General features: G+C 28.2%; 16 protein-coding genes and 1 other annotated feature. Of the genes, 1 reads left to right on the top strand and 15 read right to left on the bottom strand.

Translation table 11 applies throughout. The features are described 5' to 3' along the window. Window positions 1-332: 332 nt before the first annotated feature. The 13 genes from BM384_RS11040 to BM384_RS10985 form a co-directional block, all read right to left on the bottom strand. A complete protein-coding gene (locus BM384_RS11040) occupies window positions 333-740 on the bottom strand; it encodes a hypothetical protein (RefSeq protein WP_090013629.1) in 408 nt (135 codons plus the stop codon). Between the two features lie 63 nt (window positions 741-803). Continuing rightward, window positions 804-1124: a hypothetical protein gene (locus BM384_RS11035; protein WP_090013627.1), complete on the bottom strand. Its 321-nt coding sequence runs from the start codon at window positions 1122-1124 to the stop codon at window positions 804-806. Between the two features lie 69 nt (window positions 1125-1193). Then, the gene (locus BM384_RS11030) at window positions 1194-1949 is read right to left on the bottom strand and encodes an exodeoxyribonuclease III (protein ID WP_090013626.1); all 756 of its coding nucleotides are present in this window, start codon (window positions 1947-1949) and stop codon (window positions 1194-1196) included. Window positions 1950-2118: 169 nt separating this feature from the next. Beyond that, window positions 2119-3486, bottom strand: coding sequence for a PFL family protein (locus BM384_RS11025; RefSeq protein ID WP_090013624.1), 1368 nt, complete (start codon window positions 3484-3486; stop codon window positions 2119-2121). Window positions 3487-3511: 25 nt separating this feature from the next. Continuing rightward, window positions 3512-3781 carry an ACT domain-containing protein gene (locus tag BM384_RS11020; RefSeq protein WP_090013623.1) on the bottom strand — a complete coding sequence of 90 codons (270 nt, stop codon included), beginning with the start codon at window positions 3779-3781 and terminating at the stop codon, window positions 3512-3514. A gap of 53 nt (window positions 3782-3834) precedes the next feature. After that, window positions 3835-4005 (bottom strand) — a binding site (T-box leader). A gap of 104 nt (window positions 4006-4109) precedes the next feature. Beyond that, window positions 4110-5051, bottom strand: a complete 942-nt coding sequence (locus BM384_RS11015) for a DUF6414 family protein (RefSeq protein ID WP_090013622.1) — start codon at window positions 5049-5051, stop codon at window positions 4110-4112. A gap of 56 nt (window positions 5052-5107) precedes the next feature. Beyond that, window positions 5108-5767, bottom strand: a complete 660-nt coding sequence (locus BM384_RS11010; protein WP_090013620.1) for a DNA-3-methyladenine glycosylase — start codon at window positions 5765-5767, stop codon at window positions 5108-5110. 76 nt (window positions 5768-5843) lie between these two features. Then, the gene (hisC, locus tag BM384_RS11005; protein WP_090013619.1) at window positions 5844-6905 is read right to left on the bottom strand and encodes a histidinol-phosphate transaminase; all 1062 of its coding nucleotides are present in this window, start codon (window positions 6903-6905) and stop codon (window positions 5844-5846) included. 292 nt (window positions 6906-7197) lie between these two features. After that, window positions 7198-7557 carry a hypothetical protein gene (locus BM384_RS11000; protein ID WP_090013617.1) on the bottom strand — a complete coding sequence of 120 codons (360 nt, stop codon included), beginning with the start codon at window positions 7555-7557 and terminating at the stop codon, window positions 7198-7200. 251 nt (window positions 7558-7808) lie between these two features. Next, complete coding sequence (locus BM384_RS18525) at window positions 7809-7940, bottom strand: hypothetical protein (RefSeq protein WP_278280922.1); 132 nt, start codon at window positions 7938-7940, stop codon at window positions 7809-7811. Between the two features lie 17 nt (window positions 7941-7957). After that, the gene (locus BM384_RS10995) at window positions 7958-8275 is read right to left on the bottom strand and encodes a DUF1540 domain-containing protein (RefSeq protein ID WP_090013616.1); all 318 of its coding nucleotides are present in this window, start codon (window positions 8273-8275) and stop codon (window positions 7958-7960) included. Between the two features lie 12 nt (window positions 8276-8287). Further along, window positions 8288-8830, bottom strand: a complete 543-nt coding sequence (locus BM384_RS10990) for an NADH peroxidase (protein WP_090013614.1) — start codon at window positions 8828-8830, stop codon at window positions 8288-8290. Between the two features lie 128 nt (window positions 8831-8958). After that, window positions 8959-9177, bottom strand: a complete 219-nt coding sequence (locus tag BM384_RS10985; RefSeq protein ID WP_090013613.1) for a hypothetical protein — start codon at window positions 9175-9177, stop codon at window positions 8959-8961. 366 nt (window positions 9178-9543) lie between these two features. Here BM384_RS10985 and BM384_RS10975 point away from each other — a divergent pair, with 366 nt between their 5' ends. Beyond that, complete coding sequence (locus BM384_RS10975) at window positions 9544-10272, top strand: amidase domain-containing protein (protein WP_090013610.1); 729 nt, start codon at window positions 9544-9546, stop codon at window positions 10270-10272. A gap of 53 nt (window positions 10273-10325) precedes the next feature. Here BM384_RS10975 and BM384_RS10970 read toward each other — a convergent pair whose 3' ends face one another. Both BM384_RS10970 and recQ read right to left on the bottom strand, forming a co-directional pair. After that, window positions 10326-10712 (bottom strand): hypothetical protein, encoded by a 387-nt coding sequence (locus BM384_RS10970; protein ID WP_090013608.1) that lies wholly within the window; start codon window positions 10710-10712, stop codon window positions 10326-10328. A gap of 92 nt (window positions 10713-10804) precedes the next feature. Beyond that, complete coding sequence (recQ, locus tag BM384_RS10965; RefSeq protein ID WP_090013607.1) at window positions 10805-13231, bottom strand: DNA helicase RecQ; 2427 nt, start codon at window positions 13229-13231, stop codon at window positions 10805-10807. Between the last annotated feature and the right edge of the window lie 187 nt (window positions 13232-13418).

Genomic DNA, 13418 nt, shown 5'->3' with positions numbered 1-13418 from the left:
TCCCCAGGTAAGAACGTGCACTTTCACTTCATCTATCTGCCACATTTACTCTGTCTATTTCGGATAGTTATAGGGCTTTACTTTGTTTTGCAAGCTTACCCATAGACATAAGCCTCAAATGTGATTTGTGTACCTCAGACCAAAGTTTTGCTGCCGACTTCCTTCAGATTCCACTTCACAATGGACACCCTTGTCTTAAGCTATACGGTTGGCACTATCAGCCCCCGTTACGGACTTTCACCGATTAGTGCACGCCCATGCTGGGCGCACAAAAATAAAGGTCACTAAGATTTTTCTTAATGGCCTTTATTTCTTTAAATCAAATATAAACTCTATATTTCTAATTTAGATACTCTTTTAAAAGCAATTTCTTTCTTTAACTTTTTTTCTTCTTTATCTATATTTATCTTATAAATATTAGGGCAGCCTTCTTCACGCCACTTCTTCATATACTTTGCATTAACTTCAGTAATATAATAATAATTATCTTCGTAAGAATCAGAATATTCTAAATAATAATCTATAGATCTCTTATCTACTTTCATAATATCTTTAGGGATAACATTAAACATAATTTCAAAAAATCTCATAGGCACACTATATTCATACATTCCCTTAATTTTTCTACTTTCCATAATAATTCTTTTCAATGCTCTAAATTTAGTAATATCCTCTTTACTTGCATTCATCTTTAACACTGGTTCATTTCTTTTATTTTTTTCTAATTTTATGCATATCATATAACGCCATCCCCTTATTTAATACTTAAAAATCCCAACAAAATAAATTTGTCAGGATTTTTCCTATCTTTTCACCTTGAATAATGTTTGCCATCCAAGACTTATGTAAAATAATATTGCTAAAATCACAGTAACTGTTATTAAAAAATTAGAATCATAACTTACATTAAAAGTACTTAAAGCTACACATATTGTTACTAAAAAAGTTGCCATCATTCCAAGCAAATGAATTCCTCTTTTTGGCTTAGCTTTAGATCTTGATTTAAATTTGTTATTCTTTCTATTTTTATTGCTTTTCATACTTGAAAAAGTAACTACTTCACGAATAAAGAAAAATAACATTATAAATAATATCAGTATGCTTACTGCTGATATATTATCCATTTTGCCACTCCTATCTATACATAACCACATTCTAGGAAATTATATCATTGATTACATGATTTTAAAAGCTTATTTAATATCTAGTTCTACAGGACAGTGATCAGATCCCATAATATCTGTAAGTATTTTAGCATCTTCTAATCTGTCTTTTAAACTTTCTGATACTAAAAAGTAATCAATTCTCCACCCAGCATTTTTTTCTCTTGCCTTAAATCTATAAGACCACCATGAATATATACCTTCAGTTTCTGGATAAAAATATCTAAAGGTATCAATAAATCCACTATTTAAAAGATTAGTCATCTTTTCTCTTTCTTCATCACTAAAGCCAGCATTTTTTCTATTAGTTTTAGGATTTTTCAAGTCTATTTCAGTGTGAGCTACATTTAAATCTCCACATACTATTACTGGTTTATTTTTTTCTAATGTCTTTAAATAATTCTTAAATGCATCTTCCCAAGTCATTCTATAAGGAAGCCTTGCAAGTTCATTTTGAGAATTAGGTGTATATACTGTAATAACATAATACTCAGGGAATTCTAAAGTAATAACTCTTCCTTCATTATCATGTTCTTCTATTCCAAGTCCTAATGAAACACTTAAAGGTTCTTCCTTTGTAAAAATAGCTGTACCTGAATAGCCTTTTTTTTGAGCATAATTCCAATAGCTTTTATACCCTGGAAATTCTAAATCTATCTGTCCTTCTTGAAGTTTAGTTTCTTGAAGACAGAATATATCTGCATCTAATTCATTAAATATATCTTTAAATCCTTTTGTAACTGCCGCTCTTAATCCGTTTACATTCCAGGAAATCATTTTTTTCATAATCTTATGCCTCCTAAAAATATTATTTATTATTATAATATCAATTTTTTCTGCATAATACAAAGTTAATTCCTTCAATAAGTATTTAAGCTTTACATAAATTAAAGTTTTATAGAAAAAATATAGACTGTACCAAATAAAATCATTTGGTACAGCCACTATAAAAATTTTAGTTTTTAAATGAATGAACTGGTGCTGGAATTCTTCCACCTCTATTAGCAAATAAATCTGATGATTTTTCGTTAACCTTCATTACTGGTGCTCTTCCTAAAAGTCCTCCAAATTCAACCATATCCCCAACATCACATCCTGGTGCTGGAATAATTCTTACTGCTGTTGTTTTATTATTAATAACTCCAATTGCAGCTTCATCAGCTATCATACCTGAAATAGTTGTTGCTGGAGTATTTCCTGGTATAGCAATCATATCAAGTCCAACTGAGCAAACACATGTCATAGCTTCAAGTTTTTCCATATTTAAGCTTCCACTTATTACTGCATCTATCATACCTGCATCTTCTGATACTGGAATGAAAGCACCACTTAATCCTCCAACGTGGCTACATGCCATTATACCACCCTTTTTAACTGCATCGTTAAGCATTGCAAGGGCTGCTATAGTACCATGAGTACCAACTTGCTCAAGTCCTATTTCTTCTAAGATTCTAGCAACTGAATCACCAACTGCTGGTGTAGGCGCCAAAGATAAGTCTACAATTCCAAATGGAACATCTAATCTCTTAGAAGCTTCCTTTGCAACTAATTGTCCCATTCTTGTAACCTTAAATGCTGTATTCTTTATAGTATCAGCAACAACATCAAAAGATTCTCCTCTTACCTTTTGAAGTGCTCTTTCTACAACTCCTGGACCTGATACACCAACATTTATAATTCTATCAGCTTCTCCTACTCCGTGGAATGCACCTGCCATAAATGGATTATCTTCTACTGCATTAGCAAATACAACAAGCTTTGCACATCCAAATCCTTTTTGCTCTTTAGTTAAAAGAGATGTTTGCTTAATTATTTGACCCATATCTCTTACAGCGTTCATATTAATACCAGCTTTTGTTGAACCAACATTTACAGATGCACAAACCATTTCTGTTTCTGCAAGGGCTTGAGGTATTGATTTTATAAGTATTTTATCTCCCTTTGTACACCCCTTATGTACTAATGCTGAAAATCCTCCAATAAAGTTAATTCCAAGATTTTTAGCTGCTCTATCTAAAGTTTTGGCAAACTCAACATAATTTTCTTCATCTGTTGCTCCACCAATTAAAGAAATAGGTGTAACAGATACTCTTTTATTTACTATTGGAATACCAAATTCTGTTTCTATCTGATTTCCTACTGGAACAAGCTTTTCAGCAGATCTCATTATTTTATCATATATTTTAGCTCTGGCTCTCTTGCCATCTGAATCTATACAATCAAGTAAAGATATCCCCATTGTAATAGTTCTAACATCTAAGTTTTCTTCTTCTATCATTTTAATTGTTTCTAAAACATTTTGTGCTGTTATATTTGTACCCATTGTCTGCCCCCTTAAATTTTAATTCTTATAGTGAATGCATTGAATTAAATATTTCTTCTCTTTGGATTTTTACATCAACTTTTAGTTCTTTTCCTGTTTCAGCTAGTCCTTTTTTGATTTCTTCAAAACTCTTTTCTGCTTCTTTTAAGTCAAGCATCATTATCATTGTGAAATATCCATCCATAATAGTTTGTGTAACATTTAAGATGTTAATATTAAACTCACTTAATTTTTTGCTTACTCCTGCTATTATTCCTACTTGATCTTGCCCTATTACTGTTAGTATTGATTTCATAGTTTCATCACCTCAATATATTTTTTAATATAAAATAAAAAGCCTTGCCTAGATAAAGGGACGAAAAAACTTTCCGCGGTTCCACCCTTCTTGGCATAAGCCCTGCTTTTAAAACTTCTTCTACGCTCCAAGTCTCCCTTTCATAGTATCCTATTAACTATTTACACCAACCATAGTCTCTCTTAAAATATCATACTATTACTTTTTCTCTTCATTGCATATATTCTTTTTACATTATTTTATTAAAATTTTTATGTTTTGTCAATTTTTTTATTTAATTCTAAAAAAATAAATTAAGAACTAATTATTTATTAATTTCCTAATTTAATTACATCTGTATGCTAACTGGAACAACCACAAGAGATATACCTGCACATTTAAGTCTAGGCATCTTAGGCATTATAATTCCATTTGAATTTAATAAATCACAATAAGAAATACATCTATTTAGAACTTGCTCATAAAAGTTTTCCTGAGCAGTTTTTCTTAACAAATTAACAGAATCGCCACAGGGAGCAACCTTTATAACTTTTCCAAAAATAGTACATGGACATTCTACCTTATCAAAAATATATGAATTATTATTCATAAAATAATTATCATTAACATTAACAACTATAGGAGTATCCCCACAAGTAAGTATCATATCTTCAGTAGAATTTTTATTTAAAATATCATTTAAGTGAGTTAATATATTATTCATAGTTGAAAAATTCATAAGCTCTTTATCCTTAAAGCTAACCATTTTATTTAGATTATCACATCCATAGCAGTTAAAAGCAGTTAAAAGGGTATCAAGATAAGAATTTACATTTTCTGTAGTAAGATTGCCATAAATTTTAACATAATCACCTTCACTTACTTCTCCATCATTAATAGTTCTATCATCAAAGGTTTTTACTATATTTTGTGATTCTAAACTAGTATATATTTCACTATGTAAGGAAAATGAAGTATAAATTCTTTGAAATTCCTCTTCTCTTCTTAAATACCCCTTATCTTCAATATTTCCACTAGTTGTATTTGTAAAATCAAAAGTATCAAGAACAGTACAGTTGTTATTTCTAAACCCCTGTCTTTCCTCTTCAAAGCTCCTATCTTCTCCATAATTTCTCTCTCTATTATCAAATCCCACTTTCCCAGTTAAACTTCTATCTTGGATAAGTTTTGTTGTCCTTATATTTATATATCCACTTAAATAAAGAGAAGAAAGATTTTTAACTAACCCTTCATCAAGATACATTAAAAGAGCAAGAGTAGCTGCATCCAAAAAAATCACATCCTAAAACTATGGTTCATATTAAATCTACTCTATATATTCCTTATTTATTCCTTCTTTTTATCCTTTTTTGATACATAAGGGTTATCTTCATAATAAAATCTATAAAGATAATCTGTAGCCTCTTCAGCGTAATCTATTCCTATTCTCTTAGATTTTATAATTTTTCCACAAGGACTTTCTTTCTTTTCAAACATCCTTTTTATTTCAGAATCATTTTTAACTATGTACATCTCACCATCAAATAATATTGTATTAGTAAGTCTTTTTGTAATATCCATGGCCATACATAATTTAGATGGCCCTGATGTTAAATTTAAATCTTCTTTTTTAGTAAGCTTCTTATAGGGCTTTTTACATCTTCTATTAGCCATATAATCTAATCCTATTAAAGGCTCTACTGCTCTTATAAGAACTCCCTGAGGCTCACCTACACTTTCTGTTATGGCATTTAAACATGCATACATACCATATATGTTATAAACATAAGCTGTACCTCCCTGTCCATACATAGGTATTAATCTTTCTGTCTTTTTTCCTCCATAAACATGAGCAGCCTTATCTGTAACTCCTAAATAAGCTTCTGTTTCAACTATTTTTCCTGCAACTATTTTTCCATCTATTTCTCTTACTAAAATCTTACCTAAAAGTTCCTTTGCAACCTTTAAAGTTTTTCTTCCATAAAATTCTTCTCTTAAAACTTCCAAAAATCTTCGCCTCCTAAAAAATGAGCACTATGAAATAAATAATTATTTCATATGCTCATAAATCAAAAACTTATTTTTATTCAGCAATAACTTCTTTCATTGCTTTAATAAGCTTATCTATCTCTTCTTTAGTTCCTACTGTTATTCTAAGTTTATCTGATAAATTTCTACTTTCAAAATACCTAATATATATTTTATATTTTTTTAAACCTTCCATAATTTCTTTTGCAGATTTATTTCCTGAAGGTGTACATAAAATAAAATTAGTTTGTGATGGGATACACTTAAAATTCATTTCTTCTAACTTTTCAAAAAGATATTTTCTATTCTCTTTTATTTTGTCAATAATCTTTAAATGATATTCCTCATCTAAAACTGCAGCTGACGCTACTATCTGTGTCATATAATTTATATTATATGAATCTCTACACTTATCTAAATATCTTATAAGTCTTTTATCTGCAAAGCAATAGCCAAGTCTTGCTCCACATAAAGAATAAGATTTAGACATAGTTCTCATTACAACTAGATTACTATAATCATTAATATATTTAATCATAGTTGCATCTTCATCACAAAAATCCATATAAGCTTCATCAACAACAACTAATCCATCATAATTATCTAGTATATATTTTATTTTTTCTATACTTAATAAAATTCCAGTTGGAGCATTAGGATTAGCTAAAAATATAGCTTCTGATTTTGCCTTTAATAATTTATCTACATCTATTGTAAAGTCATCATTAACATCAACAAATTCACAATCTACTCCTTCAATATTGGCACAAGCCTTATAAACAGTATATGTAGGATATGGAGCTACAACAGTTCCACCTTCTTCTAAAAATACTTTCATAATTAAGGATATTATCTCATCAGATCCATTTCCACAAAATACTTGATTAAAATCAGTCTTATAAACTGAAGCAATGGCCTTTCTCAAATCATCACTCATTGCTTTTGGATATATTCTTAATTTGTTTATATCCATATTTTTAATAACCTCTTCAATTTTAGGTGATGGAGGATATGCATTTTCATTAGCATTTAACTTAATAACCTCAGGATCATTTAAGTCTGGTTGAAAACCTGGTATATATTCCTCTAACGCCTCTATATAATTTTTAATCTTCATTTTACCACCCCAATTTATTGTTATAGATTAAATTATAACAATTTTTTATAATTTTGTATATTTATAAAACCTACTTTGAAGACACAATTAAATATTTTTCATTTTTTTTAAATTTTATGTTTAAAATTTATGTTTATTGGCAAACATTATTAATGATGGTGTTAAAATCATTATTCTTTTTTTCATTATAATAAGCAGCTTTGTAAAAAAGCTGCTTTCCCCTTATTTATTATACTATTATAATCAATTAGATTAATTTATCCAAAAATAAAAATCTCAGTTTTAGAAATATTTAAAAAGCTAAAAGTTCTTCCTTATATTCATCTATTACAACATTTATGTCATCTTCACCTCTATAATAAAGATACATCTCAGGATTTTCTTTTTCTTTCACTATTTCTCTTACAAACGCTTCATCTTTTTGAAAACATTTACATTTCTTGCTAACACTATCAAATACAGCAAGCACTTTATGATTATCCCACAAAACCCAAGTGGCCCTATCATTATTTACCTTTGGACAATAACTTTCTATTAGTATTTCAATAAAGTTCTTTATCCTACAGTTACTTATAATCTCAATAACTCTTCTGTTAGGTGCATTCATATCATCTTGTCTAGAGACACTCTGCCTCTCCATAAATACTCTCATATTATATTACCTCTCCTATAATTTTTTCAATTATACATACTTAGCCTTACATTATATATTATACATCATAAGGCAATTTTAGTAAACTTATCTTTCTTATTTATGTAAAGAAAACGTTATCTTTTTTAATACTTTAAATTTAATTTTTACTTTCAGAAAAGCGTATACCCTTAAATATATTACCTATGTATAAAATTTATTCTTAAATTTATAAAAAACCAGCACTATTTTAGTACTGGATTTAATATTTATTACTTCATATTTCTTTTAATTTTATCAACAGCATCTTTCATATCTTCAGCTATTTCAGATATCATTTCCCCTTCTTTTTTCATAACCTTTTTAACTTTATTCATCATTCCATCCATCTTATCATTTTTCATTTCAACTTCATCCTTCTTTAATCAATTTCAAAACTTTTACATATTGTTTCTTGATATACTTCGGCAGATTCTCCTGAAACTTCTATATTTTTCAATTCACACACGGTATTACAGTTATGTCTACATGATTGAACGAAACACACTAATGTATTGCAACTTCCGCCTCCATTTGTATTATTAGTTAAATCACTATACAAAAGACTATTTAAAAATGATCCACAGCATGTTTCTGTATTACTATCAGCTGCTCTTCCCCCAATATTAACTCTATTTGCATAACATACATTATCTTTATTATGTGAACAACTTTCTACACAACAGCTTATTCTTTCCATTTTTCTTCTCCTTTATTCAAAATATCTTTCTAATAAACCTTTAAATGCTCTGCCATGTCTAGCTTCATCTTTACACATTTCATGGATAGTATCATGAATAGCATCTAAATTTTCTTTTTTGGCCTTATTTGCAAGCTTCTTTTTTCCTTCACAAGCACCATATTCTGCTTCTACTCTTGCCTGCAGATTTGCTTTTGTATCAGCTACAACTACTTCTCCAAGAAGTTCAGCAATTCTTGAAGCATGGTCTGCCTCTTCATAAGCAATTCTCTTATATGTTTCAGCAACTTCAGGATATCCTTCTCTATCAGCTTGACGTCCCATTGCTAAATACATCCCTACTTCTGTACATTCACCTGTAAAATTTGCTCTTAAATCGTCTATAATATCTGCTGATAATCCTTCAGCTACACCTATTCTATGTTCATCTGCCCAGTTTAAATCATCTGATAGTTCTTTAAACTTTTCCTTACCAGCTTTACACACAGGACATTCTACTGGTGGTTCATCACCTTCATGAACATATCCACATATCGTACAAATAAATTTTTTCATTCCTTTGCCTCCCTTATTAATCTTATAATTTTATTATTTCGTATTATTTCTATTTTTATTCAATACAACTAAAAAAAAATAGACCATAGCTTAATAAGCCATGATCTATTTTTACAGATTACCTTCTACTATATAAACTTAATTACTATCACTGCAGTAGCCCCTGTTAAACATATTAAAAGAGAAACAAAAACTGAAATCTTTATGTACTTTAAACCTTTTTGATAATTTTCTTCACCTTCTTTTCCTTCAGCTTCTGCATTGTTTAAGAATTTTCTACTTTTATAAAAACACCAAAAATTAAATACAACCATTAATAAAATTATTGCACAAAAAAATATCTTCATAATTATCACCTTTCTTTAGTAAATCTAAAAATATCTCTTAATTATAATATCATCTTTTCTTTTTATATAATAGATAAAACTACAATCACCACTTAAGTTTTTTATTCATATTATGATATAAGTATTGATTTTGGAGATTATTATGTTTAAACTTATTCTTATATTATTTTTCAAATTAATTAACACAGATTATGAAAACCTAAATTTTTCAAAGCTATCTAAATTAATAGATAATGATGATTTAAAAAGTAACCTTATAGCAAAAAAAGGTTCTTTAACTTATGGCGTCAAAAAAATAACACTAAAATTCAAAAAGAAAAAACAAAAATTAAAAAAATTAACGTCTACAAAAAAGAGAATCTATCTATGTATAGCCCTAAAAACATTTCATTCTTCTACATAAAAAACTCAAAAACTAATAAAAAATCTTCAGAAATTCTAAACTATATTGTAGTAATACAAAGTTTTAAGATTATTGATATTGCATGTATGGAATATGACTTAGAAAAATATAAAAAATTAATGCATGGAAATCTTTCATACTCTAATAATTTAAAATGGAATGATATGATAGAAAACTTAGAAAATATATTTTTAAAATTTGAATCAACTAAAATTTCAAAGCTTTTTAAAAATGGCTATAGAACAACTACTATTTATTCTAGTTACAAGTCATCTAACTATGCTAAGAGATATGCCATAAACTATAACAAAGCCTATAAAGACTTTAATAATTCAGGTGGAGATTGTACAAATTTTGTTTCTCAATGCCTCTATGCAGGAAATGTCCCTCTTAAAAAGTCATGGCATCCTTATACTGCTCCATGGATAAGAGTTAATGAACTAAACTCTTATCTTACAAGAAATAAAATTGCAAAGGAAGTACCTTCTTTAAGTGACTTAAATGTAGGTGATATAATTCAATTTTTCTCTAATACTAAAGGTTTTTTTGCCCACTCTGGAATTATTAGCGAAATACTTGATAATGGTGAAATTTTATACTGCTGCCATAGTTATGATAAAAAAGATTTTCCTTTAAGCGAAATTCACCCAATATTATATACAAAACTCAGACTTTTAAAAATTATATATTAAAAATAAAGAGCGAAATGTACTTCCTCCATACATTTCGCTCTTTTATCTAAAAACTATTCAGCAAAAAAATCTGTTAATATTTCCTTATCTAATGGTAAAAAATTATAATCTTCTAGATTTCTTTTACCGATCCATTTACATTCTTTATAATTCTTGTCTAAGATAGCCTTCTCTTTAATTCTTCCAGTGTAAACCATTATGCTTTCATCATTTTCTTCGTCGCAAATATATTCCTTAAATGGCTCTACATCAAAAATTACAGATTTTAATATATCTTTTGCTCCTCTTGTAATACATTTGTCGTGATTCTCTTTTCCTTTTATTTTTTGAGTTAATATAGACCAACTTTCAATTTGTCCTCTCTTAACTTTTTTCTTTAATATTAGTACATTGTGAAAATCATCTTTAATAATCAAACTACAAGCGATTTGTTTTGCCATATATTTTCCCCCCCCTAGTTAGTTAAATTTTATATTCTTATCTTATCATAAAATAGAGTTTTTTTCTATTTTATCAACAAAAAAATATATATTTATGCAATATTATAAAAATGTTTTAAAATTACAGCTCTTATAGCTTCATAATTTATTGCTGAATTTAAATTCTTTTTTATCATTGAAATATTTTCTATTCCAATTTTATTGCATACCTTTAATATATCTTCTTCTTCATTTTCGTTAAAATACTTCTCTAAGTTTAGCGTAAATTCAATTTTTTTATTTTCTTTTATATAATCTGTTACGTATCCTAATATAGTTGATACTGATATTTCCATATTATCTGATATATTTTTAATATCATAACCTTCATTTATCATATCTATAGCTATCTCATTATGTTTTCTATCTTCTCCATCTATTATAAGTTTTAATCTTCCTTTTTTAGTCCACTTAACTTCTATATTATTATTTTCCACATAAGAATTTACTAATTCTATAATCTCTTTTCCGTACATCTCTATTTTTTTAGGACCCATTCCTCCTATATCCTTTAATTGTTCTAAATTGCAAGGATATCTTCCACTTATTTCTTTAAGAGTATCTTGAGATATTATATAATAAGGGCTCTTATTTTCTTTATCTGCAAATTCAGCTCTAAGCTTTCTAAGCTCTTCATATAAATTTTCATCAGTTGTAACTAAAAAATCTAAAGGAAGAGAAGTATCTTTAATATCTTCTTTCTTTATATTATTCTTAATTTTATAGTCTTTTATTCTATCTATAAAAGTTTCACCGTATTTATCATACTTAATTTCCCCAACCCCTGAAATAGATAAAAATTCTTCTTTAGTTATAGGATAACTTTTACTCATTTCTCTTAAAGATCTATCGCTAAATATTACGTATGGTGGTACTTTTTCTTCACTAGCAATAAAATGTCTTAATTCTTTTAATATATTAAATAGACCATTATCTTCACTTTCTATTTCTTTTATTTTAACACTTTCTTTAAATACAACCTTTTCTTCACCTCTAAGGACCTTCAAAGAAATAGCATTAAGTCTTAATACCGGATATGTACCTTCTACAAGATCTATAATTCTATGAGAAACTAGCCTATTTATAAAGGTAACTAAATCTTCTTTTTTATATTCTTTCATAAGCCCATAGGTTGATAATTCATGAAAGCCTAAAGATAATATCTTTTTATTTTTAGAACCTCTTAAAACATCTACAACCATAGTTATGCCAAATGGTCTTTTCATTCTTCCAATGCACGATAATACCTTTTGAGCATCAACAGTTCTATCAATTTCTTCACTTTCACTTAAGCAGTTGCTGCAATTATTGCAGTTTTCCTTTCTTTCTTCTCCAAAATACTCAAGTATATATCTTCTATAACACCCAGTAGAATAAACTAAAGAAACCATATCCTGAAGCTTTTTATAAGCTATAACTCTTCTATCTTCACTTCTTATTCCTGTATCAATTAAATATTTTTGAAGATGAACATCTCCTGGAGTAAAAAGCAAATAACATTCACTTTTTTCACCATCACGTCCTGCTCTTCCTATTTCTTGATAGTATCCTTCAATATTCTGAGGCATATTATAATGAATAATATATCTTATATTAGATTTATCAATACCCATACCAAAAGCATTTGTTGCCACCATTATATCTACATCATCATTAATAAACTTCTCTTGAAACTCTTTTCTTTCATCATCTCTAAGGCCTGCATGATATTTTCCTGCCTTATAATTATTATCACACAAATAGCTATATATAGAATCAACTTCTTTTCTAGTTGCACAATATATTATTCCTGAAACCTTTGAGTTTTTACTTACATATTCTTTTAAAAACAAATCCTTTCGTCCATCTTTAATAATATTTATTGAAAGATTTTCTCTATCAAAACCACTTATAAATACTTTAGGATTATTTAAATTTAGAAGCTTTACTATATCCTTTTGAACCTCTTTTGAAGCTGTTGCAGTAAAAGCTGTAACTACTGGATTAGAACTAAGCCTTTTTATAAAACCATTTATCTTTCTATAACTAACTCTAAAATCATGTCCCCAAGTTGATACACAATGAGCCTCATCAACTGCAACCTGAGATATATTAAGCTCTGAGATAATGTTTAAAAACTCTAAAGAATCTAACCTTTCTGGCGCTATGTAAATTATTTTTATATTATTATTTTTTAGATTATATAAAACCTCCTGAAATTCCATATTGTCAAGAGTACTATTTATATAAGCTGCTTTAACTCCTATATCTCTTAATGAATCTACCTGATCCTTCATAAGAGAAATCAAAGGTGAAATAACTATAGTAATTCCCTCCATAATTAAAGCTGGAATCTGATAACATATAGATTTACCTCCCCCTGTAGGCATTATTGCAAGTACATCTCTATTACCTGTAATTGTATCTATTATATCTTTTTGACCTTTTCTAAACTCCTTATATCCGTAATACTTATTTAAAATATCTACTGCTTTGTTCATGTTAATCTTCACTCCTAATCTATATAATATATATTATCATACTTAACAAGAACAAACATTCTTATTCAACATTATTAAATTTTTATTTTTTATATTTATCGAGTAGGTGAACCTCAGAAATATTTTTTTCTGAGGTCTTTCCTCTCACAGAACCGTGCATGCGGGCCTCGCACACGGCTCTTGATAA

It is taken from the genome of Clostridium sp. DSM 8431, from assembly GCF_900116755.1.
Classification (GTDB): Bacteria; Bacillota; Clostridia; order Clostridiales; family Clostridiaceae; genus Clostridium.
This window is presented reverse-complemented; position numbering and strand designations above follow the sequence as displayed.

What these genes read in the sequence shown, in the direction of transcription:
- BM384_RS10990 (WP_090013614.1), bottom strand. Translation starts at nt 8,830, where the DNA reads ATGAAAAAATTTATTTGTACGATATGTGGATATGTTCATGAAGGTGAT.
- BM384_RS18525 (WP_278280922.1), bottom strand. Translation starts at nt 7,940, where the DNA reads ATGAAAAATGATAAGATGGATGGAATGATGAATAAAGTTAAAAAGGTT.
- BM384_RS10975 (WP_090013610.1), top strand. Translation starts at nt 9,544, where the DNA reads ATGTATAGCCCTAAAAACATTTCATTCTTCTACATAAAAAACTCAAAA.
- hisC (WP_090013619.1), bottom strand. Translation starts at nt 6,905, where the DNA reads ATGAAGATTAAAAATTATATAGAGGCGTTAGAGGAATATATACCAGGT.
- recQ (WP_090013607.1), bottom strand. Translation starts at nt 13,231, where the DNA reads ATGAACAAAGCAGTAGATATTTTAAATAAGTATTACGGATATAAGGAG.
- BM384_RS11035 (WP_090013627.1), bottom strand. Translation starts at nt 1,124, where the DNA reads ATGGATAATATATCAGCAGTAAGCATACTGATATTATTTATAATGTTA.
- BM384_RS10985 (WP_090013613.1), bottom strand. Translation starts at nt 9,177, where the DNA reads ATGAAGATATTTTTTTGTGCAATAATTTTATTAATGGTTGTATTTAAT.
- BM384_RS10970 (WP_090013608.1), bottom strand. Translation starts at nt 10,712, where the DNA reads ATGGCAAAACAAATCGCTTGTAGTTTGATTATTAAAGATGATTTTCAC.
- BM384_RS11040 (WP_090013629.1), bottom strand. Translation starts at nt 740, where the DNA reads ATGATATGCATAAAATTAGAAAAAAATAAAAGAAATGAACCAGTGTTA.
- BM384_RS11025 (WP_090013624.1), bottom strand. Translation starts at nt 3,486, where the DNA reads ATGGGTACAAATATAACAGCACAAAATGTTTTAGAAACAATTAAAATG.
- BM384_RS11000 (WP_090013617.1), bottom strand. Translation starts at nt 7,557, where the DNA reads ATGAGAGTATTTATGGAGAGGCAGAGTGTCTCTAGACAAGATGATATG.
- BM384_RS10995 (WP_090013616.1), bottom strand. Translation starts at nt 8,275, where the DNA reads ATGGAAAGAATAAGCTGTTGTGTAGAAAGTTGTTCACATAATAAAGAT.
- BM384_RS11020 (WP_090013623.1), bottom strand. Translation starts at nt 3,781, where the DNA reads ATGAAATCAATACTAACAGTAATAGGGCAAGATCAAGTAGGAATAATA.
- BM384_RS11030 (WP_090013626.1), bottom strand. Translation starts at nt 1,949, where the DNA reads ATGAAAAAAATGATTTCCTGGAATGTAAACGGATTAAGAGCGGCAGTT.